Annotated in this window: 30 protein-coding genes, 1 tRNA gene and 1 riboswitch; of the genes, 22 read left to right on the top strand and 9 right to left on the bottom strand. The window is 71.2% G+C overall.

The features are described 5' to 3' along the window. Positions 1-13: 13 nt before the first annotated feature. Positions 14-427, bottom strand: coding sequence for an SsgA family sporulation/cell division regulator (locus UW392_RS51005; protein WP_320782253.1), 414 nt, complete (start codon positions 425-427; stop codon positions 14-16). 245 nt (positions 428-672) lie between these two features. Between UW392_RS51005 and UW392_RS51000 the strand changes: the two genes are divergently transcribed. Together UW392_RS51000 and UW392_RS50995 are read left to right on the top strand one after the other, a co-directional pair. After that, complete coding sequence (locus UW392_RS51000; protein WP_320782252.1) at positions 673-2,205, top strand: RDD family protein; 1,533 nt, start codon at positions 673-675, stop codon at positions 2,203-2,205. An 89-nt stretch (positions 2,206-2,294) separates the two neighbouring features. Then, a complete protein-coding gene (locus tag UW392_RS50995) occupies positions 2,295-3,053 on the top strand; it encodes an RDD family protein (RefSeq protein WP_320782251.1) in 759 nt (252 codons plus the stop codon). A gap of 114 nt (positions 3,054-3,167) precedes the next feature. Here UW392_RS50995 and UW392_RS50990 read toward each other — a convergent pair whose 3' ends face one another. Then, positions 3,168-3,461 (bottom strand): hypothetical protein, encoded by a 294-nt coding sequence (locus UW392_RS50990; RefSeq protein ID WP_320782250.1) that lies wholly within the window; start codon positions 3,459-3,461, stop codon positions 3,168-3,170. A 384-nt stretch (positions 3,462-3,845) separates the two neighbouring features. Here UW392_RS50990 and UW392_RS50985 point away from each other — a divergent pair, with 384 nt between their 5' ends. Further along, entirely contained in the window at positions 3,846-6,185 is a 2,340-nt protein-coding gene (locus UW392_RS50985; RefSeq protein ID WP_320782249.1) for an immune inhibitor A domain-containing protein, read from the top strand. Positions 6,186-6,307: 122 nt separating this feature from the next. Continuing rightward, the gene (locus tag UW392_RS50980; protein ID WP_320782248.1) at positions 6,308-6,652 is read left to right on the top strand and encodes a hypothetical protein; all 345 of its coding nucleotides are present in this window, start codon (positions 6,308-6,310) and stop codon (positions 6,650-6,652) included. 59 nt (positions 6,653-6,711) lie between these two features. Here UW392_RS50980 and UW392_RS50975 read toward each other — a convergent pair whose 3' ends face one another. Further along, the gene (locus UW392_RS50975; RefSeq protein WP_320782247.1) at positions 6,712-7,299 is read right to left on the bottom strand and encodes an isochorismatase family protein; all 588 of its coding nucleotides are present in this window, start codon (positions 7,297-7,299) and stop codon (positions 6,712-6,714) included. A 126-nt stretch (positions 7,300-7,425) separates the two neighbouring features. Next, positions 7,426-8,772, bottom strand: a complete 1,347-nt coding sequence (locus UW392_RS50970) for a nicotinate phosphoribosyltransferase (RefSeq protein WP_320782246.1) — start codon at positions 8,770-8,772, stop codon at positions 7,426-7,428. A gap of 67 nt (positions 8,773-8,839) precedes the next feature. On the opposite strand from UW392_RS50970, the gene clpS reads away from it, so the two are divergent. From clpS to UW392_RS50935, 7 genes are all read left to right on the top strand, one after another. After that, entirely contained in the window at positions 8,840-9,157 is a 318-nt protein-coding gene (gene clpS / locus UW392_RS50965; RefSeq protein WP_320782245.1) for an ATP-dependent Clp protease adapter ClpS, read from the top strand. Between the two features lie 13 nt (positions 9,158-9,170). Then, positions 9,171-9,779: a DUF2017 domain-containing protein gene (locus UW392_RS50960; RefSeq protein WP_320782244.1), complete on the top strand. Its 609-nt coding sequence runs from the start codon at positions 9,171-9,173 to the stop codon at positions 9,777-9,779. Positions 9,780-10,121: 342 nt separating this feature from the next. After that, positions 10,122-11,564 (top strand): amino acid permease, encoded by a 1,443-nt coding sequence (locus tag UW392_RS50955; protein WP_320782243.1) that lies wholly within the window; start codon positions 10,122-10,124, stop codon positions 11,562-11,564. Between the two features lie 71 nt (positions 11,565-11,635). Beyond that, complete coding sequence (locus UW392_RS50950; RefSeq protein ID WP_320782242.1) at positions 11,636-12,055, top strand: M67 family metallopeptidase; 420 nt, start codon at positions 11,636-11,638, stop codon at positions 12,053-12,055. A gap of 111 nt (positions 12,056-12,166) precedes the next feature. Beyond that, a complete protein-coding gene (locus UW392_RS50945) occupies positions 12,167-12,262 on the top strand; it encodes a putative leader peptide (protein WP_320782241.1) in 96 nt (31 codons plus the stop codon). Between the two features lie 91 nt (positions 12,263-12,353). After that, entirely contained in the window at positions 12,354-12,632 is a 279-nt protein-coding gene (locus tag UW392_RS50940) for a MoaD/ThiS family protein (protein WP_320782240.1), read from the top strand. Between the two features lie 5 nt (positions 12,633-12,637). Then, a complete protein-coding gene (locus tag UW392_RS50935; RefSeq protein ID WP_320782239.1) occupies positions 12,638-13,588 on the top strand; it encodes a cysteine synthase in 951 nt (316 codons plus the stop codon). 82 nt (positions 13,589-13,670) lie between these two features. Here UW392_RS50935 and UW392_RS50930 read toward each other — a convergent pair whose 3' ends face one another. Further along, the gene (locus UW392_RS50930; RefSeq protein WP_320782238.1) at positions 13,671-14,114 is read right to left on the bottom strand and encodes a type II toxin-antitoxin system PemK/MazF family toxin; all 444 of its coding nucleotides are present in this window, start codon (positions 14,112-14,114) and stop codon (positions 13,671-13,673) included. A 205-nt stretch (positions 14,115-14,319) separates the two neighbouring features. Here UW392_RS50930 and UW392_RS50925 point away from each other — a divergent pair, with 205 nt between their 5' ends. Further along, complete coding sequence (locus tag UW392_RS50925) at positions 14,320-15,072, top strand: MBL fold metallo-hydrolase (RefSeq protein WP_320782237.1); 753 nt, start codon at positions 14,320-14,322, stop codon at positions 15,070-15,072. A gap of 81 nt (positions 15,073-15,153) precedes the next feature. Here UW392_RS50925 and UW392_RS50920 read toward each other — a convergent pair whose 3' ends face one another. Further along, positions 15,154-16,404 carry a PTS transporter subunit EIIC gene (locus tag UW392_RS50920; protein WP_320782236.1) on the bottom strand — a complete coding sequence of 417 codons (1,251 nt, stop codon included), beginning with the start codon at positions 16,402-16,404 and terminating at the stop codon, positions 15,154-15,156. 239 nt (positions 16,405-16,643) lie between these two features. Between UW392_RS50920 and UW392_RS50915 the strand changes: the two genes are divergently transcribed. From UW392_RS50915 to rdgB, 4 genes are all read left to right on the top strand, one after another. Further along, positions 16,644-16,877 (top strand): PTS glucose/sucrose transporter subunit IIB, encoded by a 234-nt coding sequence (locus UW392_RS50915; RefSeq protein WP_320782235.1) that lies wholly within the window; start codon positions 16,644-16,646, stop codon positions 16,875-16,877. 97 nt (positions 16,878-16,974) lie between these two features. Continuing rightward, positions 16,975-17,712: a ribonuclease PH gene (rph, locus tag UW392_RS50910; protein ID WP_320782234.1), complete on the top strand. Its 738-nt coding sequence runs from the start codon at positions 16,975-16,977 to the stop codon at positions 17,710-17,712. Positions 17,713-17,864: 152 nt separating this feature from the next. Then, positions 17,865-18,272, top strand: a complete 408-nt coding sequence (locus UW392_RS50905; protein ID WP_320782233.1) for a hypothetical protein — start codon at positions 17,865-17,867, stop codon at positions 18,270-18,272. 45 nt (positions 18,273-18,317) lie between these two features. Beyond that, entirely contained in the window at positions 18,318-18,920 is a 603-nt protein-coding gene (rdgB, locus tag UW392_RS50900) for an RdgB/HAM1 family non-canonical purine NTP pyrophosphatase (protein WP_320782232.1), read from the top strand. A gap of 16 nt (positions 18,921-18,936) precedes the next feature. On the opposite strand, the gene UW392_RS50895 is transcribed toward rdgB, so the two are convergent. Then, a tRNA-Leu gene (locus UW392_RS50895) sits at positions 18,937-19,023 on the bottom strand. Positions 19,024-19,064: 41 nt separating this feature from the next. Next, positions 19,065-19,532, bottom strand: coding sequence for a thioredoxin-dependent thiol peroxidase (gene bcp / locus UW392_RS50890; RefSeq protein ID WP_320782231.1), 468 nt, complete (start codon positions 19,530-19,532; stop codon positions 19,065-19,067). Positions 19,533-19,637: 105 nt separating this feature from the next. On the opposite strand from bcp, the gene UW392_RS50885 reads away from it, so the two are divergent. From UW392_RS50885 to UW392_RS50875, 3 genes are all read left to right on the top strand, one after another. Beyond that, complete coding sequence (locus UW392_RS50885) at positions 19,638-19,967, top strand: DUF3618 domain-containing protein (RefSeq protein ID WP_320782230.1); 330 nt, start codon at positions 19,638-19,640, stop codon at positions 19,965-19,967. Between the two features lie 24 nt (positions 19,968-19,991). Then, a complete protein-coding gene (locus tag UW392_RS50880; protein ID WP_320782229.1) occupies positions 19,992-20,348 on the top strand; it encodes a co-chaperone GroES in 357 nt (118 codons plus the stop codon). 49 nt (positions 20,349-20,397) lie between these two features. Next, positions 20,398-20,469: riboswitch (guanidine-III (ykkC-III) riboswitch) on the top strand. 31 nt (positions 20,470-20,500) lie between these two features. Beyond that, positions 20,501-20,821: a DMT family transporter gene (locus tag UW392_RS50875; protein WP_320782228.1), complete on the top strand. Its 321-nt coding sequence runs from the start codon at positions 20,501-20,503 to the stop codon at positions 20,819-20,821. 32 nt (positions 20,822-20,853) lie between these two features. Here UW392_RS50875 and UW392_RS50870 read toward each other — a convergent pair whose 3' ends face one another. After that, positions 20,854-23,223 carry a transglycosylase domain-containing protein gene (locus UW392_RS50870; protein ID WP_320782227.1) on the bottom strand — a complete coding sequence of 790 codons (2,370 nt, stop codon included), beginning with the start codon at positions 23,221-23,223 and terminating at the stop codon, positions 20,854-20,856. Between the two features lie 271 nt (positions 23,224-23,494). Between UW392_RS50870 and UW392_RS50865 the strand changes: the two genes are divergently transcribed. The 3 genes from UW392_RS50865 to UW392_RS50855 are packed head-to-tail and all read left to right on the top strand — an operon-like array spanning position 23,495 to position 26,115. Beyond that, on the top strand, positions 23,495-24,295 hold the full coding sequence (locus UW392_RS50865) for an ABC transporter permease (RefSeq protein WP_320782226.1): 801 nt from the start codon (positions 23,495-23,497) through the stop codon (positions 24,293-24,295). Positions 24,296-24,350: 55 nt separating this feature from the next. Further along, positions 24,351-25,115, top strand: coding sequence for an ABC transporter permease (locus UW392_RS50860; protein WP_414497545.1), 765 nt, complete (start codon positions 24,351-24,353; stop codon positions 25,113-25,115). 4 nt (positions 25,116-25,119) lie between these two features. Beyond that, positions 25,120-26,115: an ATP-binding cassette domain-containing protein gene (locus tag UW392_RS50855; RefSeq protein ID WP_320782224.1), complete on the top strand. Its 996-nt coding sequence runs from the start codon at positions 25,120-25,122 to the stop codon at positions 26,113-26,115. The last annotated feature ends 26 nt before the right edge of the window (positions 26,116-26,141 follow it).

Genomic DNA, 26,141 nt, shown 5'->3' with positions numbered 1-26,141 from the left:
TGACCCGGGACGGCTACCGGGCGAGCAGCCCCGCCAGGCCGTCGTCCAGGCCAAGTCGCCCGCCCTCGCTCCCCGGCGGGCAGATCCTGAGCGTCCGCTCCAGCCACGCCGACACCTGCGCCGCCGGGGCCCGGAGCAGCGCGTCCCCGTCGGGGCTGCTCAGCCCGATCAGCACCAGGGCGCGGCCCTCGGCCTTGGACGGCCACACCCGTACGTCCCCGTGCCCGCACGGCCGGAACACCCCCTCCACCAGCAGATCGCGGGCGAACGTCCAGTGCACCGGGTGCGCGGAGTCGATGTGGAAGCCGATGTGGACGGCGTAGGGGTCGTCGGTGCGGTAGGCCAGCCGGGCCGGGACCGGAATGCTGTGGTCGGGCGCCAGGACGAGCCTCAGTTCCAGCTCCCGCTCGACGACGGTGTGACGCATGATGCGTGTCCTCTCCTCGTACGGTGGGCCGGGCGGCCCGCACGGGGAGAGAGCGCCGATGCCGGTGTGCGTTACGCGACTTCGCGGATTTTCTTTTCGTCACGGCTACGGCGCACGGGTGTGAAGGCGGTGCGCGAGGTCGCCCGGAAAGGGGCGGGTACGGCGGGACGGGCGGTACGGGATGCGCCCGTCTGATAGATGTGGACCCCTCCATACCACCACCGAGCAGATACGGGACGACGGACATGAGCGCCCCAACCCCGGCCCCGGGCGACGACAAGCCCCGCGAGGGCTACTACCCGGACCCGTCCATTCCTGGATATGTCCGGTACTGGAACGGCGCCTCCTGGGTGCCGGGCACCAGCCGCCCGGCGCCGGAGGACGGCGAGCCGCTCGCCCCGCCGCCCGGAGCGCGGCCCGCCGCCCCCTCGGTGGAGGAGACCGGCCCGCACTTCTTCGACGAGGACCCGGTCGACGGACCGGCGGACCGGCACGGCAGCCGGCCCGGACCCGCGCCGGCGTGGGGCGCCGCCCCGGCCCGCGGGGCGGGTCACGACCCCGCCCAGGAGCAGCGCGTCGCCTGGCCGTCGCCCCAGGGCGACGACCCGAGGGTGGCGGGCCGGACCGGCTCCCCGGCCACGCCCGCCGCGTACGGTGGCGCCCCGTCCGGCAACGGCACCGGTACCGGACCCGCTCCCGCCGACGGCTCGTCGCCCGCGAGCGGACCCGGGGCGGGTGCCCGGCCGGGCACCGGGTCCGACGGGGACGGCGGTACGGTCCTCTTCCGGCGACCGGGTACCGGCGGCCCGCAGCAGGGCCCGGCGTCCGCACCGGCTCCCCGGCCGGCCGCCCCCGGACCCGCGCCCGGTGCCGGTGCCGGCGCCGACGACGACTCCGGCACGATGAAGTTCCGTGCGGTCTCCCCGGACGGGAACCGCCGCCCGGCACCGACGCCCCCGGCGCCGACGGCCTCCCGCGACCTCCCCGGCACCCCGGCGGCCCACCAGGGCGCACAGTCGGTCCCCGCCGCCCACCAGCCCCAGGGACCCGCCTCGGCCCCCGCCGGCCCCCAACTGGCACAGACCCCTCTCCCGCACCAGGCACCCGCACCGGCACCCGCACCGGCACCGGCCGTCGCCTCCGCACCCCTCACCTCCGGACCCGGCGGCGGGCAGTCCTCCTGGGCGCAGCAGGTGCACCGGCTCGCCGGGGCCGCCGGGGACGAGCAGCAGCCCGTCGCGCCGTGGCGGCCGCCCGTCGAGGACCCCTTCCAGGCCGCCGCCCGGCGCCAGGCGGCCGCGCGCCCCGCCGGACTCGGCAAGCGGCTGGCCGCCCGCCTGGTGGACACCCTCGTCCTGGCGGCCGTCACCGCCCTGCCCGCCGTGCCGCTGGGCAGCAAGGCCGCCGACCACATCAACGACAAGATCGACGAGGCGAAGCTCTCCGGCGAGACCGTCACCGTGTGGCTGCTCGACGGCACGACCTCCGTCTACCTCGGCATCGTCCTCGCCGTCCTGCTCCTCTTCGGCGTCGTCTACGAGGCGCTGCCGACCGCCAAGTGGGGCCGCACCCTCGGCAAGAAGCTCTTCGGTCTGGAGGTGCGGGACATCGAGGGGCACCAGCCGCCGTCCTTCGGCGCCGCCCTGCGCCGCTGGCTGGTGTACAGCGTCCCGGGCCTGCTGGCCGTCGGTGTCGTCGGCGTCGCGTGGTGCGTGTTCGACCGGCCGTGGCGCCAGTGCTGGCACGACAAGGCCGCCGGTACGTTCGTGGCGGGCTGACGCCTTCCGCCGAACGGCGTACCCGAATCCGTACCCCGGACGGCCGCTCGCCGGATGCGCCGCACAGGGGTTCGCGGTCGACTCGGGCCATGAGCAGCGAACCGCCCTCCGGCCCCGGCCGGCAGCCGCCCGAAGACGACCCGTATCGGAAGCAGCCCCCGCCGCCCGGAACCGGTCCGGGCGCGGGCGGCACGGGCTCTCCGTACGACAGCCCGCCCCCCGGAGACGGCCGGCAGCCTCCGCCGTACGGCGGCAACCAGCCCCCGCCACCCGGCGGCGGCCCGTACAACGGCGGTGGCGGCGGCCCCTACAACGGCGGTGGCGGCGGCCCGTACAACGGTGGCGGCGGGGGGCCGTACAACGGCGGGGGCGGGGGACCCGCCGGCGACCCCCTCGCCGGTATGCCCCCGCTCGCCGACAGCGCCCGCCGCACGCTCGCCCGGATCATCGACATGATCCTCGTGGGTCTCGTCGTCTGGCTGCTGAGCTGGGCCTTCCGGGTCCAGTCGTACTCCGTGGACAGCGACCAGGTGGGGGTCGGCGCCTCCTTCTGGCAGTCGGTGATCGCGGCGGTGCTGTACATCGCCTACGACACCTTCCTGATCAGCAGGACGGGCCAGACGCTCGGCAAGAAGGTGCTGGGCATGCGCGTGGCCAGGCTCGACAACGGGGCCACGCCCGCCCCGCAGTCCGCGCTGATCCGTGCCGCGGTGCTGTGGATCCCGTTCGCGTTCTGCTGCGCCTGCGTGTGGACCATCATCTGCGGCGGCTGGAGCTACTTCGACCGGCCCTACAAGCAGGGCCTGCACGACAAGGCGGCCAAGACCGTGGTGGTCAGCACGCGTTGACGGACGCGAGGGCGTCCGGCGGACACCGGTGCGGCATCCGCCGGACGCCCTCGCGTCCGCTCGTGCGTGGTCGTACGTGGTCGTACGTGGTCGTGCGTCGGTCGCGCGCCGCGGTCAGGCCGCGTGCCGGCCGATCGTCTCGCCGGTGCGGTCGGTGGCACGGGGGGCCACGGAGACCGGCGCCGGGTCGGCGGTGGCGGTGGACGGCTGGTCGACCGCGACCGGGCGCGGCCTGGGCGTCGGTACGGTCATCGCCACCAGGAGCCCGAGGCCGAGCGCCACCACGGCGACGAGGGAGATCCACACGCCGGAACTGGTCTGCGACAGCAGCAGCATGGCGGCGGTGGAGAGGATCACGGTGAGGGAACCGTAGGCGAGCTGTGCGACAGTCGGACGGGGCATGGCCATCGTGTCCTCGGAAGATGTGATCTCGGGGGTGAGGCGTGCTGTCGGCCTGGCTTTCCGCCGACTACCGGGCGTTCCGCCAAGCGACTCTAATCGGTCGCATGCCCGAGTGGAACGGTGAGTAAGCGTGACCTGACCAACAGTGCGGCAGCACGGGGGGCGCACGGATTCATGCGGTGCCCTGAACGGGCGGTCACACGCGCCCGTTTCGTTTCTGCCGCGTTGCGGCAGCGTGTCCGTTTACCGGACCTGGCCTCCGCATAGCGCCGTTGTTCTGTTCAAGTCAAGGTCTGTCTTTTCTCGTGCCCCTCCGGTCAAATGTCGTCACTTGACTACACGCGTTGAACACGTGCACCGCACGCGGAGGGACGCGGGGGAGGATCTCAAGTGACCAGCAGACCCTGGACGTTCCGGGCGACCGCGATCGGTGTCACGCTCGCCGCCGCCACCGCCACGTTCTCCACCTTCGCGGTGGCCGAGGCGGACGCGCCCGCCCGGCCCGCCGCCGTCGACCGGCAGGACCCGCAGCCGGAGAAGCAGCGGGAGCACGACTTCGACGGTCCCCTGAGCAAGACGCAGGACGCGCAGCGCCAGGAGGCCCTCGACCAGCTGATATCCGGCAAGGCCACCGCCACCGAGCGGGACGGCTCCCGCGTCGTCGGCCTCAAGGGCAAGAAGGGCGACACCAAGTACGTCGAACTGGGCCGGGAGAAGACCGACAAGATCTTCACCATCCTGGTCGAGTTCGGCGACGAGGTCGACAGCCGCTACGGCGGTACCCCCGGCCCGCTGCACAACCAGATCGCCGAGCCGGACCGCTCCGTCGACAACAGCACCGACTGGCTGGCCGACTACGACCAGGAGCACTACCAGGAGCTGTACTTCGGCACGGGCAAGGACACCGAGTCGCTCAAGAAGTACTACGAGAAGCAGTCCTCGGGCCGCTACTCGGTGGACGGCGAGGTCACGGACTGGGTCAAGGTCCCTTACAACGAGGCCCGCTACGGCTCCAACGACTGCGACACCTGCGCCTGGAACGCCGTCGAGGACGGCGTGAACGCCTGGGTCGCCGAGCGCGAGGCGGCCGGCGCCACCGCCGCCGAGATCAAGGCGGAACTGGCCGAGTTCGACCAGTGGGACCGCTACGACCATGACGGCGACGGCGACTTCAACGAGCCCGACGGCTACATCGACCACTTCCAGCTCGTGCACGCCGGCGAGGACGAGTCGGCCGGCGGCGGCGCGCAGGGCGAGGACGCCATCTGGGCGCACCGCTGGTACGCGTTCGGCACGGACGCCGGCGCGACCGGCCCCGACACCAACAAGCTCGGCGGCACCCAGGTCGGCGACACCGGCATCTGGATCGGCGACTACACCATCCAGCCGGAGAACGGCGGACTCGGCGTCTTCGCCCACGAGTACGGCCACGACCTCGGTCTGCCCGACGAGTACGACACCAACGGCGGCGAGAACTCCACCGGGTTCTGGACGCTGATGTCCTCCGGTTCCTGGCTCGGCCGCGGTGAGGACGCCATCGGCGACCTGCCCGGCGACATGAACGCCTGGGACAAGCTCCAGCTCGGCTGGCTCGACTACACCACCGCCGAGGCCGGGAAGAAGTCGAAGCACAAGCTCGGCGTCGCGGAGTACAACACCAAGAACGACCAGGCGCTGGTCGTCACCCTGCCGGACCGCGAGGTCACCACCGAGGTCGTCGAGCCCGCCGAGGGCGCCACCCAGTGGTGGAGCGGCAGCGGCAACGACCTGAAGAACACCCTGACCCGCACGGTCGACCTCACCGGGAAGTCCGCCGCCGAACTGACCCTCGACGGCTGGTGGGACATCGAGTCCGACTACGACTACCTCTACACCGAGGTCTCCACCGACGGCGGCTCGAACTGGACGCCGCTGGACGGCACCGCGGACGGCACCGCCATCCCGCGCGACGCCAGCGACAAGCCGGCCCTCACCGGTTCGGTCGACGCGCACCGGAAGCTGGCCTACTCCCTGGACGCCTACGCGGGCCAGGAGATCGACCTCCGCTTCCGCTACCAGACCGACGGCGGCGTCGCGTTGAAGGGCTTCACCGCCGACGAGATCACCGTGACGGCCGACGGCGGCGCGCTCTTCGCCGACAACGCCGAGACCGCGGACGCCGCGTGGACCGCCACCGGCTTCTCCCGCGTCGGCGCGTCCTTCACCAAGGAGTACGCGCAGTACTACATCGCCGAGAACCGCCAGTACGTCTCGTACGACACCACGCTGCGGACGGGCCCGTACAACTTCGGCTTCTCGACGACCCGCCCGGACTGGGTGGAGCACTTCCCGTACCAGAACGGCCTGCTGATCTGGAAGTGGGACACCTCCCAGGCGGACAACAACACCGGCGACCACCCGGGCACCGGTCTGATCCTCCCGGTCGACGCGCACCCGACGGCGCTGAAGTGGTCCGACGGCACGCTGATGCGGAACCGGTTCCAGGCGTACGACTCGCCCTTCAGCACCTACCGCACCGACGCGCTCACGCTGCACAAGGCGGGCGTCGTCACCCGCGTCCCGTCCGCGAAGGGCGTCCCCGTCTTCGACGACCACGCCGGTGACTACTACGACCCGTCGAACCCGACCGGCGGCGTCGAGACAACTGACACCAACACCAAGATCAAGATCACGAAGGAGGCCCGGGACGGCTCCACGATCGAGCTGGAAGTCGGCCCCGCGGTGAAGTAAAGAACGTTTACGCAGGTCAGAGCGTGATCGGCGGTACCCCCCTGGCGGGGTGCCGCCGATCCGTGTTTAGGTGCGTCCTGTGGTTCTCTTATTGACACCGGCTGATACGGGGGTATGACCGCATGGCCGCAGGAGGTTTCTGCAAGCTGCCGAACGGCACGGTGGTGGTGGCCCTGAACCTGCCCAGCCCCGCCGCGTCGGGACCCGGCAGCGTCCGCGTGCTCGTCCACTCCCGCAACCGGGCGCGCGCCCTGACCAGGCTGCGCAACCTGGGCCTGCGGGCGGTCTACCTGCGGGGCAACGCCGCCCCGCCGACGCCGGACGAGATCACCGCCGTCCTGCACCACCCGGACGGCCTGCTGTGGCGCACGGCCCCCACGGGCACCGCCGCCCGCGGGCCGGAACTCGCCCAGGAGCTGTGGCACCCGATCCGGGCCCTGCTCAGAGGCCCCACGGCCCAGACGTAGGACCCCGGGGACCCGGGCCGCGGCCCGGATTCACGGCACGCGGGACCCGGGCCGGTCGCTCACTGCACGACGGGCTTGCCCGTCAGCTCCACGCCCGCCTCCCGCAGCTCCTCCAGCGCCCGCTCGGTGGTCGCCGCGGCCACCCCGGCGGTGAGGTCGAGCAGCACCTGGGTGCGGAAACCGTGGCGCACGGCGTCCAGCGCGGTCGCCCGTACGCAGTGGTCGGTGGCGATCCCGACGATGTCGACCTCGTCGACCTGCCGGTCGCGCAGCCAGTCCCCGAGCGCCGTGCCGTTCTCGTCGGCGCCCTCGAAGCCGCTGTACGCCGCCGCGTACGCGCCCTTGCTGAAGACGGCGTCGACCGCGCCGGAGGCGACGGCCGGCGCGAAGTTCGGGTGGAACCCCACGCCCTCGGTCCCGGCGACGCAGTGCGCCGGCCAGGAGTGCAGGTAGTCGGGGTTGTCGGCGAAGTGTCCGCCGGGAGCGACGTGGTGGTCGCGGGTGGCGACGACGTGGCGGTAGCCGGCCGGAGCCTGCCCGATCAGCTCGGTGACGGCGGCGGCCACGTCGGCGCCACCGGCGACGGCGAGGCTGCCCCCTTCACAGAAGTCGTTCTGCACGTCTACGACGATCAAGGCGCGGCGCATGGTCGGTGTCCTTCGACTAGCGGGTCGGAACTGACGGGGTGCGGGCCCGGGGGACGGACCGCAGGGGGTACTGCCGTCCGGCGCCGTGGGTGGGGGGCCCGCCGGAGTGGTCGCTGCGCACCTGCTTTAGCTACCCGAGCCCCCGTGCGCGTACTCCGTCGGAAGGACGGGTTCCCCTCGCGAGAGCTGGGTGGCGGAGAGCGGGAGGTTCGCGCGGGCCGTCGCGTGCCGCTCCCGGGCGACGTCCAGCGGCTCCCGGGCGACCACCTCACCGCCCTTGACCAGCTCGACCAGGAGCTGCCGGTCGACCAGGGCGGCGGGGACCGGACCGGTGCCGACCACCTCCGCCTCGGCGCTCCCTTCCGCGTCCAGGCGCCGCGCGGCCCACTTGCGTCCGCCCATCGACGTCTTCCCGCCGCTGGACTTCTTCGCCACCGGCCGCAGCGGCGCCCTCGGGTCGTCGGACTCGGCGCGCGCGACCAGCTTGTAGACCATGGACGCGGTCGGGTGCCCGGAGCCGGTCACCAGCTGGGTGCCGACCCCGTAGGCGTCCACGGGCGCCGCCGCCAGCGAGGCGATGGCGTACTCGTCCAGGTCCGAGGTGACGACGATCCTCGTGCCGGTCGCGCCCAGCTCGTCCAGCTGCTGACGTACCCGGTGCGCGACCAGCAGCAGGTCGCCGGAGTCGATGCGTACCGCGCCCAGCCCCGGACCGGCCACCTCCACCGCCGTACGGACGGCCTGCTCGACGTCGTAGGTGTCCACCAGCAGCGTCGTCCCCGGGCCGAGGGCGTCGACCTGCGCGCGGAAGGCGTCCCGCTCGTTGTCGTGCAGCAGGGTGAAGGCGTGCGCGGAGGTGCCGACGGTCGGGATGCCGTACCGGAACCCCGCGGCCAGGTCGGAGGTGGTGGTGAAGCCGCCGACGTAGGCGGCGCGGGCGGCGGCCACGGCGGCCAGCTCGTGGGTGCGCCGGGCGCCCATCTCGATCAGCGGGCGGTCCCCGGCCGCGGACGCCATCCGGGAGGCGGCGGCGGCGATCGCCGAGTCGTGGTTGAGGATGGAGAGGATCACCGTCTCCAGCAGCACGCACTCGGCGAAGCTGCCCTCCACCCGCATGATCGGCGAGCCCGGGAAGTACACCTCGCCCTCCGGGTAGCCCCAGATGTCACCGCTGAATCGGTACTCCGCGAGCCAGGCCAGGGTCGGCTCGTCGACGATGCCCTGCTCGCGCAGGAAGTCGATGACACCGGTGTCGAAGCGGAAGTTCTCCACGGCGTCGAGCACCCGGCCGGTCCCCGCCACCACGCCGTAGCGGCGCCCGTTCGGCAGCCGCCGGGTGAAAACCTCGAACACGCTGCGCCGGCCGGCCGTGCCCGCCGCCAGGGCCGCCCGCACCATCGTCAGCTCGTACTGGTCCGTGAAGAGCGCCGTCGAGGGAACGTCGACCGGCAGCCCGAGGTCCGCTGTGTTCATAGCGTCGGATGGTACTCCCATTTCGTCAGTCTGACGATTTCTGATCCGGCGAGTCCGCCGGGCTAGCATGGGCGGTGTGACGTCACCCGCTCCCGTAGAGATCGAACGCACCGAGACGGCCGAGGAGACCTTCGCCGTTCCCGAGCCGGACGTCCCCTGGATCACGCTCGTCCACAACGACCCGGTCAACCTCATGAGCTATGTCACGTACGTCTTCCAGACGTACTTCGGCTACTCCAAGGACAAGGCCACCAAGCTCATGCTCGACGTCCACCACAAGGGCCGGGCGGTCGTCTCCAGCGGCACCCGCGAGGAGATGGAACGCGATGTGCAGGCCATGCACGGCTACGGTCTGTGGGCCACCCTCCAGCAGGACCGGAAGTAGCTGAAACACGCTCATGCCAGGACACTTCGAACCGCTCCCCGGCGGCGGCGCGGCCGTCGCCCTCGACGACGTCGAGATCTCCATCATCCGGTCGCTGGCCGTCCAGCTCCTGGAGCTGATCGGCCCCGGACCCGGCGGCGACGCGCCCGACGACCCGCTCGCCGACCTCTTCGCCGAGGGCCCGAGCGAACCGCCCTCCGACCCGGTGCTGCGCCGCCTCTTCCCGGACGCCTACACCGACCCGGAGGCCGCGCCGCAGGCCGCCGAGGCGGAGGAGCAGCGGGAGAGGTCCTCGGAGTTCCGCCGGTTCACCGAGAACGACCTCAGGGCCGGCAAGCGGGAGAACGCCCTGGCCGTGGTCCGTTCCCTGGACACGCTGGCCTCGGCCGCCGCCGGCGAGGGCGGGGCGGTCCTGAAGCTCTCGGCGCAGGAGTCGCGGCAGTGGCTCGGCGCGCTGAACGACCTGCGGCTCGCCATCGCCTCCCGGCTGGACATCGCCGACGAGGACGACGCCGACCTGCTCTACCGCCTCCCGGACGAGGACCCGCGCAAGCCGATGGTGATGGCGTACCTGTGGCTGGGCGGGCTCCAGGAGACGCTGGTCTCCACGCTGCTGCCGTAGCGCCGCCACTGCCGCGTGCCCCGCTCAGCGGGGCCTCAATTCCGGATAACGATCGCGTCACCACGGCGCCCCGCTGTGCACCCGTCGGTGGCCCTTTGTCTGATTCTGTCTGTGCTGTGTGCCACAGAGGCGCCCTGTGATCGGCTCGGCGACCGTGGTAAATCTTCACGATCGCCCGGCCGACACCACCCGAATGTCGTCCGGGTGCGCCACCGAGCCGGCGGACCGCCGGCCAGGCACGAGCGGGACGTGAGGCCCGCTCCACTCCAGTATCCGGGGGGATCGAGATCCGGTCCGCGGCCGACGAGAGGCCCGGGTCGGTATGGAGAAAGGCGCACCACCATGACCTCAGCGCAGGTCGACACGGGCAAAGGCCCTGACCAGGCCCCCGAGGAGGGCTACGAGCGAGGACTCGGCAGCCGCCAGGTCCAGATGATCGCGATCGGCGGCGCCATCGGCGTCGGCCTCTTCCTCGGTGCCGGGGCGAACATCGCCAAGGCCGGTCCCAGCCTCATCGTCATGTACGCCCTCGCGGGCCTGATCATCTTCTTCATCATGCGGGCCCTGGGCGAGCTGCTGCTCTACCGTCCGGTCTCGGGTTCCTTCGCCGAGTACTCCCGTGAGTTCCTCGGCCCGTTCTTCGGCTACTTCACCGGCTGGACGTACTGGCTGATGTGGGTGGTCACCGGCATGGCCGAGCTGACCGCCGCCGCCATCTACATCAACTACTGGTTCCCGGGCGTCCCGCAGTGGGTGACGGCCCTGGTCTTCCTGGTCGTGCTGTTCGTCGCCAACCTGATCTCGGTGAAGCTCTTCGGCGAGATCGAGTTCTGGTTCTCGATGGTCAAGGTCACCGCCATCATCGGCATGATCGTCATCGGTCTCGGCGTGCTCACCTTCGGCTTCAGCCAGGCCGGACCCGACGCGGCCGTCTCCAACCTGTGGGCCTTCGACGGCTTCTTCCCCAAGGGCGTCGGCTCGTCCCTGATGACCCTCCAGGGCGTGATGTTCGCCTACCTCGCCGTCGAACTGGTCGGCGTCACCGCCGGCGAGTCCGAGAACCCGGAGAAGACCCTCCCCAAGGCGATCAACACCCTGCCCTGGCGCATCGCCCTGTTCTACGTCGGCGCCCTCACCGTCATCCTCTGCGTGGTGAAGTGGACCGAGTTCGCCGGCGGCGCGAGCCCCTTCGTGAAGGCGTTCGCGGTCATCGGCATCCCCGCCGGCGCCGGCATCGTCAACTTCGTCGTCCTCACCGCGGCGCTCTCCTCCTGCAACTCCGGCATGTACTCCACCGGCCGGATGCTGCGCACCCTCGCCGACAACGGCGAGGCACCGCGGGTCTTCAACCGCCTCTCCTCCACCAAGACCCCCGCGATCGGCATCACCACCTCGGTGGTCTTCATGGGCATCGGCGTGGTCCTGAACTACATCGTCCCGGAGAAGGCGTTCGGCTACGTCACCTCGCTGGCCACCGCCGCCGGCATCTGGACCTGGCTGATGATCCTCATCAGCCACGTCCTCTACCGCCGCCAGGTCGTCGCGGGCCGCCTGCCCGCCTCGTCCTTCCCCGCACCCGGCGGCTCCGTCTGCTCCTACATCGCGATCGCCTTCCTCCTCTTCGTCACCGTGCTGATCGCCATCGACGCCGACGCCCGCGTCTGCCTCTACGTCATGGCCGGCTGGGCCGCCGCCCTCGGCATCGGCTGGGCCGTCCTCAAGAGCCGCACCCCCAAGACCACCGACCGGGGCGGCGAACCGGAATTCGAGAAGGCCGTCGGCTGACCCGTCCGGCATGTGGGCCCCTCCGTACCACCCACCGGTACGGAGGGGCCCGTCTGCTTATCCTGACCCCCATGCTGACCCTCACCCAGGCCCTGTACGACCAGATCGTGGCCCACGCGCGCGAGGACCACCCCGACGAGGCGTGCGGCGTCGTCGCCGGACCCGTGGGCACGGGCCGCCCCGAGCGCTTCGTCCCCATGCTGAACGCCGCCCGCTCGCCGACCTTCTACGAGTTCGACTCGCAGGACCTGCTCAAGCTCTACCGCGAGATGGACGACCGCGACGAGGAGCCGGTGGTGATCTACCACTCCCACACGGCGACCGAGGCATACCCCTCGCGCACCGACATCACCTACGCCAACGAGCCCGGCGCCCACTACGTGCTGGTCTCCACCGCCGACACCGACGGCGCCGGCGACTTCCAGTTCCGCTCCTACCGCATCGTGGCGGGAGAGGTCACGGAGGAGGAGGTCCAGGTGGTCCCGGCGTAGGCGGTCCGGACTTGACGGTCCGGACCGGGCGGTCTCGCACTGCGGATGAACATCGTCCGCAGGATGAGATCACATTCCAGGACCCGGACCGGGAATCGATACGATGACCCCATGGTTTTCCACGACGTGAGCTTGAGGACGCCGGGCACGCTGCTCGTGGCGCGGCTGCACGTCGACCTGTGCAGGCTCGCCAGCGCCATCTGTTGACGCTGCCCCCTGCCGCCGTACGGCCGTGAGCCGCGGCGCCCGACCGCGCGCCCAGAGAACCGACCACACTTCCTGACAGGAGCCCTGAGCCATGGCCATCGAGGTCCGCATCCCGACCATCCTCCGCACGTACACCGACGGTCAGAAGGCGGTGGAGGGCAACGGAGAGACCCTCGCCGCGCTCCTCGCCGACCTCGACACCCGGCACACGGGCATCCAGGGCCGCGTTGTCGACGACGGCCGGCTGCGCCGCTTCGTCAACGTGTACCTCAACGACGAGGACGTCCGCTTCCTCGACGGCATCAACACCAAGCTGAGCGACGGCGACAGCGTGACGATCCTGCCGGCCGTGGCCGGCGGTATGGCCTGATAGGCATGCGCTACGACTCTCCGCTGGCCGCGGTGGGCAACACCCCACTGGTGCGCCTGCCGCGGCTGTCGCCCTCCGCCGACGTCTCGATCTGGGCCAAGCTGGAGGACCGCAACCCCACCGGCTCGATCAAGGACCGCCCGGCCCTGCACATGATCGAGCGGGCGGAGAAGGACGGCCGGCTCACCCCCGGCTGCACGATCCTGGAACCGACCAGCGGCAACACCGGCATCTCGCTCGCCATGGCGGCCAGGCTCAAGGGCTACCGCATGGTCTGCGTCATGCCGGAGAACACCTCCCAGGAGCGGCGCGACCTGCTCGCCATGTGGGGCGCGGAGATCATCTCCTCCCCGGCGGCGGGCGGCTCCAACACCGCCGTACGGGTCGCCAAGGAACTCGGTGCCGAGCACCCGGACTGGGTGATGCTCTACCAGTACGGCAACCCGGACAACGCCGGCGCGCACTACGCCGGCACCGGCCCCGAGATCCTCGCCGACCTCCCCTCCGTCACCCACTTCGTGGCCGGCCTCGGCACGACCGGCACCCTCATGGGCGTCGGCCGCTACCTGCGCGAGCACAAGCCCGACGTGAAGATCGTCGCGGCCGAGCCCCGTTACGACGACCTCGTCTACGGCCTGCGCAACCTCGACGAGGGCTTCGTGCCGGAGCTGTACGACGCCTCGGTGCTGACCACCCGATTCTCGGTCGGCTCCGCCGACGCCGTGACCCGCACCCGCGAGCTGCTCCAGCAGGAGGGCATCTTCGCGGGCGTCTCCACCGGCGCCGCGCTGCACGCCGCGATCGGCGTCGCCACCAAGGCGCTCAAGGCAGGCGAGAGCGCGGACGTGGTCTTCGTCGTCGCCGACGGCGGCTGGAAGTACCTCTCCACGGGCGTCTACACGGCACCCACCACGGAAGAGGCCATCGAGACCCTCCACGGCCAGCTCTGGGCCTGAGGCCACGGCCGGCTCTGGGCCTGAGGCCACGGCCGGCCACGGCCGGGCCCGAGGCCCCAGCCGGCTCCGGGTCCCGGGCCGGCTACCCGGCGAGGTGACGGACCCGGTCCCACAGGACCGGGTCCACCACTCCCACCCGGCGGCGGAAGTCGCTCACGGGTACCTCACGCAGTTCCTCGGTCTCCAGGAAACTCGCCCGGCCCCGCGCGTCGCCGACCGAACCCGGCGGCAGGGCGATCACCCCGTGACGGCCGTCCCGGTCACGGCTCGTGATCTTCGCGACGACCGCGCGCCGCCCGCGCACCGAGATCACCAGACAGGGCCGGTCCTTGCCGCCCCGCCGCTCCTCGTAGGGCACGTTCGCCCACCAGATCTCCGCGGGCCGCGGCCGCGGCCGCTCCCCGGGCCGGGCCGGCGGGCGACGCCGGCCGGCCGGCCGACGGCCCCGCCCCCAGCCGTCGACGAGCGCGGCGACCAACCCCAGCACGGCCAGCGCCGCGATCGCGAGCCACCAGGACGTGTTCATACCGAGCGACGTTACCGGCGCGCGCCGCATATGCGCGCCCCCTCGTCGGTCCCATGCGCCCCGCTTCCAGCCGAACCGGTGACACCACAGGTGAGTTCGCCCACAACGGCCCCTGGCGGAGGAGCGACCGGAGGTTTTGCGCCTTACGCTCGGTTAACCGCACGACCCCCGTCTCTCCACATCCGCCAGCGGAGGTTTCTGCTCCATGAAGCTCACCGTCGTCGGCTGCTCGGGGTCGTTCCCGTCCGCGGAATCGGCCTGTTCGAGCTACCTCGTCGAGGCCGACGGCTTCCGGCTGCTTCTCGACATGGGCAACGGCGCCCTGGGCGAGCTGCAGCGCCACTGCGGTCTCTACGACCTCGACGCGATCTTCCTCAGCCACCTGCACGCCGACCACTGCATCGACATGTGCGCGTACTTCGTCGCGCGCTACTACCGGTTCGAGGGCGGCCGCTGCGCCCCTCTCCCGGTCTACGGCCCCGAGGGCACCGAGCACCGGCTCACCACCGCCTACGCCGACACCCCCTCCGCCTCGTCGATGAGCGAGGTCTTCGACTTCCACACGGTCAAGCCGGGCACCTTCGACATCGGCCCCTTCACCGTGCACACCGAGCGCGTCGCCCACCCCGTGGAGGCGTACGCCATCCGCGTCGAGCACGGCGGCCGCTCCCTCACCTACTCCGGCGACACGGGCGTCACCGCCGTACTGGACGAACTCGCCCGGGACACCGACCTGTTCCTCTGCGAGGCCGCCTTCACCCACGGCAAGGAGGACATCCCCGACCTCCACCTCAACGGCCGCGAGGCGGGCGAGACCGCCGCCCGCGCCGGTGCGCGCCGCCTGGTCCTCACCCACATCCCGCCGTGGACCGACCCCCGCACCAACCTGGCGGACGCCCGGTCGGTGTACGACGGGCCGACGGAGGTGGCGGCCCCCCGGGCCGTGTACGCGATCTGAGAGCCGCGAGCGCCGTGACCCGCGGAAAGGCCCCCCGGAACCAGACGGTTCCGGGGGGCCTCCGCGCACGCTGCGGCTGTCTCACGCCTTCGTGAGGTCCTCGACCTCCTCCTCGGGCTCGCGGCCCGGGGTCTTCAGGTCGAACTTGATGATGGCGAAGCGGAAGGTCACGTAGTAGATCACCGCGAAGACCAGGCCGATCGGGATGATCAGCCAGGGCTTGGTCGCCAGATGCCAGTTGAGGGCGTAATCGATGAAGCCGGCCGAGAAGTTGAAGCCGGCGTGCACCCCCAGCCCCCAGGTCACCGCCATGGAGACGGCCGTGAGGACCGCGTGCAGCACGTACAGGAGCGGCGCGATGAACATGAACGAGAACTCGATCGGCTCGGTCACACCGGTGACGAACGAGGTCGCCGCCAGCGAGACCATCATGCCCATCACGGCCTTGCGGCGCTCGGGCCGTGCGCAGTGCGCGATGGCGATCGCGGCGGCCGGCAGACCGAACATCATGATCGGGAAGAAGCCGGACTGGAAGAGACCGGCGGACGGGTCACCGGCCAGGAAGCGGCCGATGTCGCCCTGCGCGATGTGACCGGAGGCTTCCTTGAACTCGCCGAGCTGGAACCAGGCCACCGTGTTCACGAACTGGTGCATGCCGATCGGGATCAGCCCGCGGTTCACCGCGCCGAACAGCGCCGCGCCGCCCGCGCCCAGCCCCGTCATCCACTCGCCGAAGTTCGCGATGGCGTCGCCGATCGGCTCCCACACCAGCCCGAAGAAGACACCCATGACGATGCCGACGAAAGCCATGATGATCGGCACCAGCCGGCGGCCGTTGAAGAAGCCGAGCCAGTCCACCAGCTTCTTGCGGTGGTACCGCTGCCACAACACGGCGGCCAGCAGACCCATGATGATGCCGCCGAGGACACCGGGATCGTTGTACGTCGCGGCGGTGTCCGCGCCCTTCTTGACCACCGCCTCGGTGACCGGGAAAGCCTGGAGGACCTTGCTGTACACCAGGAAGCCGACGAGTGCGGCCAGGGCGGTGGAGCCGTCGGCCTTCTTGGCGAAGCCGATGGCCACGCCTATGCAGAACAGGAGCGGCAGGGAACCGGTCAGCGCGCTGCCCGCGTTGTTGAAGACCGCGGCGACCCTGTCCCAGCCCAGGCCGTCCTTGCCGAAGATGTCGTCCTGGCCGAGCCGGACCATGATGCCCGCCGCCGGCAGAACGGCGATCGGGAGCTGCAGGCTGCGGCCGATCTTCTGCAGGCCCTGCAACAGGCCCTGTCCCCGCTTCCTCGCGGGAGCCGCCGAAGCGGTGGCGGTGCTCATCGTGGTTCCTCCAACACGGGTGGTGGTCTACACCACTCAGTGGTGCGGACCTGTTTTAACACGGTGTAGGCGACATAAGGAACCCACAATTCCGCCCGCACCCCGGAGCACCGGCACCGCACCGATCCTGGACGCTGGTGAACCGTAAGGTGTAGACCAGCTGACGGACGGAGAAGCTCGCGGAAGCGGGCCGGGCGTGCGTTACTGCGACAAAGCGGTTCGGATCAGGGAGAAGGAACATGGCCACCAAGGCTGAGAAGATCGTCGCCGGGCTCGGCGGCATCGGCAACATCGACGAGATCGAAGGCTGCATCACGCGCCTGCGCACCGAGGTCAACGACCCCTCCCTGGTGAACGAAGCCGCCCTCAAGGCCGCCGGCGCCCACGGCGTCGTCAAGATGGGCACCGCGATCCAGGTCGTCATCGGCACGGACGCCGACCCGATCGCCGCGGAGATCGAAGACATGATGTGAGCCCGGCGCACATCCTGTGCCCACCGGGCCCGAGGGGGCTCCTCCCGGCATGGGAGGGGCCCCCTCCGCATCCCGCCGGGCCGCTAGGCTCACCCGCATGTCACGCATCGACGGCCGCACGCCCGACCAGCTCCGCCCCGTCACCATCGAACGCGGCTGGAGCAAGCACGCCGAGGGCTCCGTCCTCGTCTCCTTCGGCGACACCAAAGTCCTCTGCACCGCCTCCGTCACCGAAGGCGTTCCCCGCTGGCGCAAGGGCAGCGGTGAGGGCTGGGTCACCGCCGAGTACGCCATGCTGCCCCGCGCCACCAACACCCGCGGCGACCGCGAGTCGGTCAAGGGCCGCATCGGCGGCCGCACCCACGAGATCAGCCGGCTCATCGGCCGCTCGCTGCGCGCGGTGATCGACTACAAGGCCCTCGGCGAGACGACGATCGTCCTGGACTGCGACGTCCTCCAGGCCGACGGCGGCACCCGCACCGCCGCCATCACCGGCGCCTACGTCGCCCTGGCCGACGCCATCACCTGGGGCCAGGCCAACAAGCTGATCCGCCCCAGCCGCAAGCCCCTCGTCGGCACCGTCTCGGCCGTCTCCGTCGGCATCGTCGGCGGCACCCCCCTGCTCGACCTGCGCTACGAGGAGGACGTCCGCGCCGACACCGACATGAACGTCGTCTGCACCGGCGACGGCCGCTTCGTCGAGGTGCAGGGCACCGCCGAGGCCGAGCCCTTCGCCCGCGACGAGCTGAACACCCTCCTCGACCTCGCCACCGCCGGGTGCGCCGAACTCGCCGACCTCCAGCGCAAGGCCCTGTCGACGGTCCTCGAAAGGTAAAGACCGCACCAAGAACGGCGGCCCCCGCACGCAACTGTGCCGCCCTCCGCCGCGTCACTAGAGGTACGGACGTACGGCTTCACCGCCGTACGTCCGGCGCACCGCACAGGGGGCCGGTCCCGCGGCCCTGTCCCAAGGGGAGGACCGTACTCATGGCCGCGACCCGACGCCGAAGCCGTCGCCGCACCGCACTCGCCGTGGCCGCCGTGGCCGCCGTCGGCCTGACCACCGGTCTGACCACCGGCTGCGACGCCGTCGACAAGGCACTGGACTGCGTCCAGACGGCCGACGCCATCGCCGACAGCGTCACCGCGCTCCAGCAGGCCGTCGAGGCCGCGGGGAACGACCCCACGCAGTTGGAGGAGTCGTTGACCACCATCGACAAGAACCTGGACAAGATCGGCGACAGGACCGACAACGCCGACGTCAACAAGGCCGTGGACGACCTCGGCAAGGCCGTCGACAACGTCCGCACCTCCGTCGAGAACGGCGACGCGACCCCCGACATCAGCCCGGTCACCGACGCGGCGGGCGAACTGACGAAGGTCTGCACGCCGTAGCCGGCGCGCGAGGGAGGCGGGTCACCGGACGACATACTGGACCCCATGACCCGCCTGATCCTCGCCACCCGCAACGCCGGAAAGATCACCGAACTCCGCGCCATCCTGGGCGCGGCCGGCCTCCCGCACGAACTGGTCGGCACCGACGCCTACCCCGACATCCCCGACGTCAAGGAGACCGGCGTCACCTTCGCCGAGAACGCCCTGCTCAAGGCGCACGCCCTCGCGCAGGCCACCGGCCTGCCCGCCGTCGCCGACGACTCCGGCCTCTGCGTCGACGTCATGAACGGCGCGCCCGGCATCTTCTCCGCCCGCTGGGCCGGCCGCCACGGCGACGACCGGGCCAACCTGGACCTCCTCCTCGCCCAGCTCGGCGACATCGCCGACGAGCACCGCGGCGCGTACTTCGCCTGCGCCGCGGCCCTGGCCCTCCCCGACGGCACGGAACGCGTGGTCGAGGGCCGCCTGACCGGCACCCTCCGCCACACCCCCGCAGGCACCCACGGCTTCGGCTACGACCCGATCCTCCAGCCGGACGGCGAGACACGGACCTGCGCGGAACTGACCCCGGACGAGAAGAACGCGATCAGCCACCGCGGAAAGGCATTCCGGGGGCTGGTGCCGGTGGTGCGGGAGCTGTTGGGCTGACGGACGGAAAGAGAACTGGTGCGGCCGGAGGGACTCGAACCCTCACGGGAGTTACCCCACTGGGACCTAAACCCAGCGTGACTGCCAATTCCACCACGGCCGCTCGCTGCACTGCCCGGCCATGCTACTGGCCGGGCAGCGTCCTCAGATCCCCAGATCCTTGATGATCTTGGCGACGTGGCCTGTGGCGCGGACGTTGTACAGGGCCCGTTCCACCTTGCCCTCCTCGTCGACCACGATCGTGGAGCGGATGACGCCCATGTACGTCTTGCCGTAGTTCTTCTTCTCGCCGAACGCGCCGTAGGCGTCGAGGACGGACTTGTCCGGGTCGGCGAGGAGGGTGACCTTCAGGGACTCCGTCTCGCGGAACTTGGCCAGCTTCTCGGGCCGGTCGGGGGAGATGCCGAGCACGTCGTACCCCGCGCCGGCCAGCAGGTCGAGGTTGTCCGTGAAGTCGCACGCCTGCTTCGTGCAGCCGGGGGTAAGGGCTGCGGGGTAGAAGTAGACGATGACCTTGCGGCCCTTGTGGTCGGCCAGGGAGACCTCGTTGCCGTCGGCGTCCTGGAGGGTGAAGGCGGGGGCGGTGTCCCCGGGCTGGAGTCGCTCGCTCATCGGAACAGCGTAACCGGGGGTCCTGACGGTGCGGTCGGCCGCAGAGCTGACAGACTGTCCGGAAGGCAAACAGGACAGCATCAGCTTCACATCGGAGGCCGTACGGTGGCGGACACGTCGGACACGAGAACCCCGGCGCAGATCGAGGCGGACATCAGGCGCCGCCGCGAGGTGCTGGCCGAGACGCTCGACGAGATCGGGGTGCGGGTGCACCCGAAGACGATCGTGGGCGACGCGAAGGCCAAGGTCGCGTCGAGCGTCGACCAGACGCTCGGGCGCGCGTACGTGCAGGTGAACCGGGCCGTGAGTGATGTCAGGGGACGGTTCGTCGATGAGCAGGGCGCGCCCCGGCTGGAGCGGATCGTGCCCGTCGCGCTCGTGGTCGTCTCGGTGGTGGGGCTGGTCGCCCTCGGCACCCGGCGACGCGGGCGCTGACCAGGAGCAGGTAGGTTCAGGGCCGTGAGCGCCAAGAGAAACGACCACAGCACCCAGGACGACAAGCTGCCCATCCGGATGCTGCACGACCGCGTGCTCGTGCGGCAGGACGCCGGCGAGGGCGAGCGGCGTTCCGGGGGCGGCATCCTGATCCCCGCGACAGCGGCCGTCGGCAAGCGGCTGGCCTGGGCCGCGGTCGTCGCGGTGGGGCAGAACGTCCGGACCGTGGAGCCCGGCGACCGGGTGCTGTTCGACCCGGAGGACCGGGCCGAGGTCGAGGTGCGGGGCGTGGGCTACGTACTGATGCGCGAACGCGATCTGCACGCCGTGGCGGCCGACCGCTTCGAGGGGTCGGAGGACTCCACCGGTCTGTATCTGTGACACCGCACGGAGGCCGCAGGGGCTGGTGACCATGGTCACCAGCCCCTGCGGCTTTCTTTTGCTAGCTTGGGAGACATCCCGACGAGACGCGCCGTACCGGGTCACGCAAAGACGACGCACCCCCGTTTCCCCTTTGCTTCGGAGGTGCCGTCATGGCCTGGGTCCTGTTGATCGTCGCCGGTCTGCTGGAGGTCGGCTGGTCGATCGGGATGAAGTACAGCGAGGGCTTCACCCGTCTCGTCCCGTCCCTGTTCACGGGCGCCGGGATCGTCGCCAGCATGCTGCTGCTGTCCTACGCGGCCCGCTCGCTGCCCATCGGTACGGCCTACGGCGTGTGGGTCGGGATCGGCGCGGCCGGAGCGGCGGTGCTCGGCATGGTCGTACTGGGTGAGCCGGTGACCGCCGCCCGGATCTTCTTCGTCTGCCTGCTGCTGGTCGCCGTGGTGGGCCTCAAGGCGACCTCCGGTCACTGACCGGGGCGCTTCTCCGGCCTCACTTCACCGGGTCACTCACCGGGGCGCGTCACGCCCGGGAACGGCCAGCCCGACGAGTCGTCCCCGCTCCCGTCGTCCGTCGGCCCGTCGCCCGGCGGCGTGCCGTCCCCGGTCCCGGTGTCACCGCCGCCGCTGCCGTCGTCGCCGCCGGTCTCCCCGCCGCCGCCCGTCTCGGTGCCGGCCGTGTCGCCGGGCGTGTCCCCCGTGTCGGGCGGGGTGACGCCCGCGGTGGAGCCGGGGGAGGAGTCGCCGGTCTCCGGGGCGTCCGGAGCGCCGCTGTCGTCACCGCTGGGCGAGCCCGAGGCGGACGAACTGGCCGACGGGTCGGTGGACGGCGCCTCGGCCTCGGACGCGCCGCGCTGGAGGTTCAGGTCGAAGTCGGTGACCGGCTCGCCCTCCAGGGCCTGCTGCGTGTACTGGCCCCAGATCTCCGCGGGCGCGCCACCGCCGTTGATCCGGGCGAGGCCGGTCGCGCCGTAGAGCGACTTGTGCGCGGCGGTCTCGGGGTCCTGGCCCATCACGGCGACGACGGTGGCCAGCTCGGGGGTGTAGCCGGCGAACCAGGCGGCCGTGTCCTCCTCGGCGGTGCCGGTCTTGCCCGCGGCGGGCCGCCCGGCGGCCTGCGCGGCGGTCGCGGTGCCCTTCTGCACGACGCTGCGCAGCACGGAGGTGGTGGTGTCGGCGGCCTCGCGGCTGATCGCCTGCTTCTCCTTGCGGCCGGGCAGCTCGACCTTCTGGTCGCCGTCCTTCACGACCTTCTCGATCAGCGTGTACGTGCCGTGCCGGCCGTGGTTGGCGAGCGTGGCGTACGCCTCGGCCATGTCGAGGACGCTGGCCTGGGCGACGCCGAGCGCGATGGACGGGCTCTCGACCAGGTCGGGGGTGTCGGCGGGCAGCCCGAGGCCGACGGCGGTGTCCTTGACCTTGTCGGAGCCGACGTCGACGGCCATCTGGGCGTACACCGCGTTGACGGACTTGTCGGTGGCCTCGCGGACGGTGATCTGGCCGTAGGAGGTCTGGTCCTCGTTCTCGGGGGCGTACCGCCCGCCGCTCCAGCCCTGGACGGCGCGCTTGTTGGTGCCGTCGTAGACGGCGTTCGGGGTGATGCGGCGGCCGTCCTGGGTGGTGGAGCCGTTCTCCACGGCCGAGGCGAGGACGAACGGCTTGAACGTGGAGCCGACCTGGAAGTCGCGGCGGGTGGCGTTCGGCGTGTACTGCTTCACGTAGTCGACGCCGTTGTACATGGCGACGACCTTGCCGGTCTTGGGGTCGACGGAGGCGCCGCCGGCCCGGACGTAGCCGTCGACCTTGCGGCTCTCCTTGTCGAGCCTGGACATCAGCTTGTCGTCGACGGCCTTGACGAAGGCGTCCTGCTTGTCCTTCTGGAGCGTGGTGGTGATGCGGTAGCCGCCCCGGTCCAGTTCCTCCTCGGCGACGATGTCGTTCTGGATGAGCTGGTCCTTGACGATGGAGACGACGTAGCCGCGCTGGCCGGAGAAGCCGGTGGAGGTGCTGGACTCCTTCGGCTTGGGGAACTTCATGCCGGCCCGCTCCGAGGCGCTGAGCCAGCCCTTGTCGACCATGCCGTCCAGGACGTAGTTCCAGCGGGCCTTCGCGGCGCCCGCGTTCTCCGGGTGGGCGACGACGTCGTACTCGCTGGGGGCGTTCAGGAGCGAGGCGAGGTAGGCGCCGCGGGCCGGGTCGAGGTCGGCGGCGTCCTTGCCGTAGTAGGCCTGGGCGGCGGCCTGGATGCCGTAGGCGTTGCGGCCGAAGAAGCTGGTGTTGAGGTAGCCCTCCAGGATCTCGTCCTTGCTCTTCTCCCGGTCGAGCTTGATCGAGATGAAGAACTCCTTGACCTTGCGCGTGACGGTCTGCTCCTGCGCGAGGTAGTAGTTCTTGACGTACTGCTGGGTGATGGTCGAGCCGGACTGCTTGCCCTTGCCGGTGACGGTGTTCCAGCCGGCCCGGATCATGGCCTGCGGGTCGATCGCGGACTCGGTGTAGAAGTCGCGGTCCTCCGCGGCGAGGACGGCGTGCTGGGCGTCCTTGGAGATGCCGGAGAGGCCGACGCTCTCGCGGTTGACCTTGCCGTCGCGGGCGAGGACGGTGCCGTCGGCGTACAGGTAGACGTTGCTCTGCTTGGTGGCCATGGCGTTGGCCGACGGGATCTTCACCAGCGAGTAGCCGAGGAAGAAGCCGCCGACCACGAGCACGGCGAGGGTCAGCACACCGCCGAGCGTCATGCGCCAGGTGGGGACCAGGCGGCGCCAGCCGGTGCGCCGGGGGCGCTTCGGTCCGCCGTCGGCGGGGCCCGGCTTGTTCGGGCCCTGGCTGCGTGCCCAGCCCGGGGTCTGCGGTGTCGGCTCCGGCTCGTCGCTCATGGTGTGCCTGTGGCTCCTGTGGTGATGCGGTGCGTCGTGCGCCGTGTCCGTACGTCGTGTCCGTGCGCCGTGTCCGTACGCCTTCGGCGGCATTGGTGCGCTGTGGGTGCTGTGAGCACTCTGTGCTCTGTGTGTCCTGAGAAGAAGACTGTCCCATCCGTGGTTCAGTTCCCTCACCCCGGGCCGTGTCGCGGAAAATCCGTGGCACGGCGCACCCGCCCGGTACTAGGCTCCCGCGCTTCGGTGCCGTGCGGCGGGTAAGGGGTGGAGCGTGGGTGCGGGGCGGGTGTACGTGGCCGTCGTCGCGAGTGGTTTCCGCAGGTACGCGACGTATCGCGCGGCCACGGCGGCGGGCGTCTTCACCAATACCGTCTTCGGACTGATCCTGGTCTACACCTACCTGGCGCTGTGGGACGAGCGGCCGGGCCTGGGCGGCTACGACGAGGCGCAGGCCGTCACCTATGTGTGGGTGGGGCAGGCGCTGCTCTCGACGCTCGCCATCGGGGGCGGCGGCGTCGAGAACGAACTGATGGAACGCATCCGGACGGGTGACATCGCGATCGATCTCTACCGTCCCGCCGACCTCCAGCTGTGGTGGCTGGCGGCGGATCTGGGGCGGGCGCTCTTCCAGTTGCTGGGGCGGGGCGTGGTGCCGTTCGCGTTCGGGTGCCTGTTCTTCCCGGTGAGCCTGCCCGGTCGGGTGTCGACGTGGGTGGCGTTCCTGGTCGCGGTGGTGCTGGCGATGGTGGTCGGCTACGGCATCCGGTTCCTGCTGGCGGTGTCGACGTTCTGGCTGCTCGACGGGGCGGGTGTGGTGCAGATCGGGGCGCTGGCGGGGCTGTTCTGCTCGGGTCTGATGCTGCCGCTGAACGTCTTCCCGGGCGCGTTCGGCGAGGCCGTACGGCTGCTGCCGTGGTCGTCGCTGCTCCAGGCGCCGGCCGACGTGCTGCTGGGCGAGGCCGACCCGCTCGGTGTCTTCGCCTTCCAGGCGGGCTGGGCGGTGGTGCTGCTGGCGGCCGGACGGCTGCTTCAGTCGGCGGCGACCCGCCGGGTGGTGGTGCAGGGTGGCTGAGGAGCACGGCGGCCGGGTCCTCCTCGCCCTGCGGACGTACGGACTGATCGCCGGCATGTGGATCCGCTCCACGATGGCCTACCGGGCGTCGTTCGCGATGACGACGTTCGGGAACTTCGCGGTGACCGCGCTGGACTTCGCGGCGATCCTGCTGATGTTCTCCCGGGTCGACGCGCTGGGCGGCTGGTCGCTGCCGGAGATCGCGTTCCTGTACGGCCTGTGCGGGGTGTCGTTCGGGCTGGCGGACCTGGCGATCGGCTCGATGGAGCGGCTCGGGCACCGGGTGCGGGACGGCACGCTGGACACGCTGCTGGTGCGCCCGGCGCCGGTGCTCGCGCAGGTGGCCGCCGACCGGTTCGCGCTGCGCCGGCTGGGCCGGGTGGCGCAGGGCGTCCTGGTGCTGAGCTATGGGCTGCACGCCCTGGACGTCGACTGGACGCCGCTGAAGCTGCTGCTGATGCCGGTGATGCTGGTCAGCGGGGGTGCGATCTTCTGCGCGGTGTTCGTGGCGGGGGCGGCGTTCCAGTTCGTGGCGCAGGAGGCGTCGGAGGTGCAGAACGCGTTCACCTACGGCGGGGCGACGCTGCTCCAGTATCCGCCGGCGGTGTTCGCGCAGGAGATGGTGCGCGGGGTGACGTTCGTGCTGCCGCTGGCCTTCGTCAACTGGATCCCCGCCTGCTACGTCCTGGAGCGGCCCTACCCGCTGGACCTGCCCTCGTGGGCGGCGTTCGCGCCGCCGCTGGTGGCGGTGGCGTGCTGCGCGCTGGCGGGCGTGGCGTGGCGGGCGGGGCTGCGTTCGTACCGGAGTACAGGGAGCTGAGGAGATGACGGTGACGGACGACCGCGAGGGCCGTGACGAGGACTTCATCCGGCTGGACGGCGTGGAGAAGGTCTTCGACGTACGGAAGAAAACGGGGTTCCTGCGCCGTGAGCGCCGTGAGGTGCGGGCGGTGGACGGGCTGTCGTTCACGGTGGCGCGCGGCGAGATGGTCGGCTACATCGGCCCGAACGGTGCCGGGAAGTCCACGACGATCAAGATGCTCACCGGCATCCTCACGCCGAGCGGCGGCCGGCTGCGGGTGGCGGGCATCGACCCGGCGCGGGAGCGGACCCGCCTCGCGCGGCGGATCGGCGTCGTCTTCGGGCAGCGCACGACGCTCTGGTGGGATCTGCCGCTGATCGACTCCTACCGGCTGATGCACCGCATGTACCGCATCCCGGACGCCCGCTACCGCGCCAACCTGGACCGCTGTGTCGACCTGCTCCGACTCGGTGACCTGCTCGACGTGCCGGTGCGGCAGCTGTCGCTGGGGCAGCGGATGCGCGGCGACATCGCGGCGGCCCTGCTGCACGACCCCGAGGTGCTGTACCTGGACGAGCCGACCATCGGCCTGGACGTCGTCTCCAAGGCGAAGGTCCGCGGCTTCCTGCGGGACCTGAACGCCGAGCGCGGCACCACGGTGCTGCTGACGACGCACGACCTCCAGGACATCGAGCAGCTCTGTTCCCGGGTGATGGTGATCGACCACGGCCGGCTGATGTACGACGGCCCGCTGACCGGGCTGCACGAGGCCGGCGAGAGCGAGCGGACCCTCGTCGTCGACCTGGAGCGGGAGCTGCCGCCGATCGAGGTGGCGCCCCCGGCCCGGGTGGTGCGGGTGGAGGGGCCGCGGCAGTGGCTGGCGTTCCCGGCCTCCGCGTCGGCGGCCGGCCTGGTGTCGTCGATCGCGTCCGCGTACCCGCTGGTGGATCTGTCGGTGCGGGAGCCGGACATCGAGGCCGTGATCGCGAAGATGTACGCGGAGCGGGCGGGGACGTGAGGCCTGTCGTCCGCGGCGGGCCCCCG

Source organism: Streptomyces sp. CRN 30, from assembly GCF_034105845.1.
Note: the sequence above shows the minus strand (reverse complement) of the source record. Positions and strands in the feature narration are given on the sequence as shown.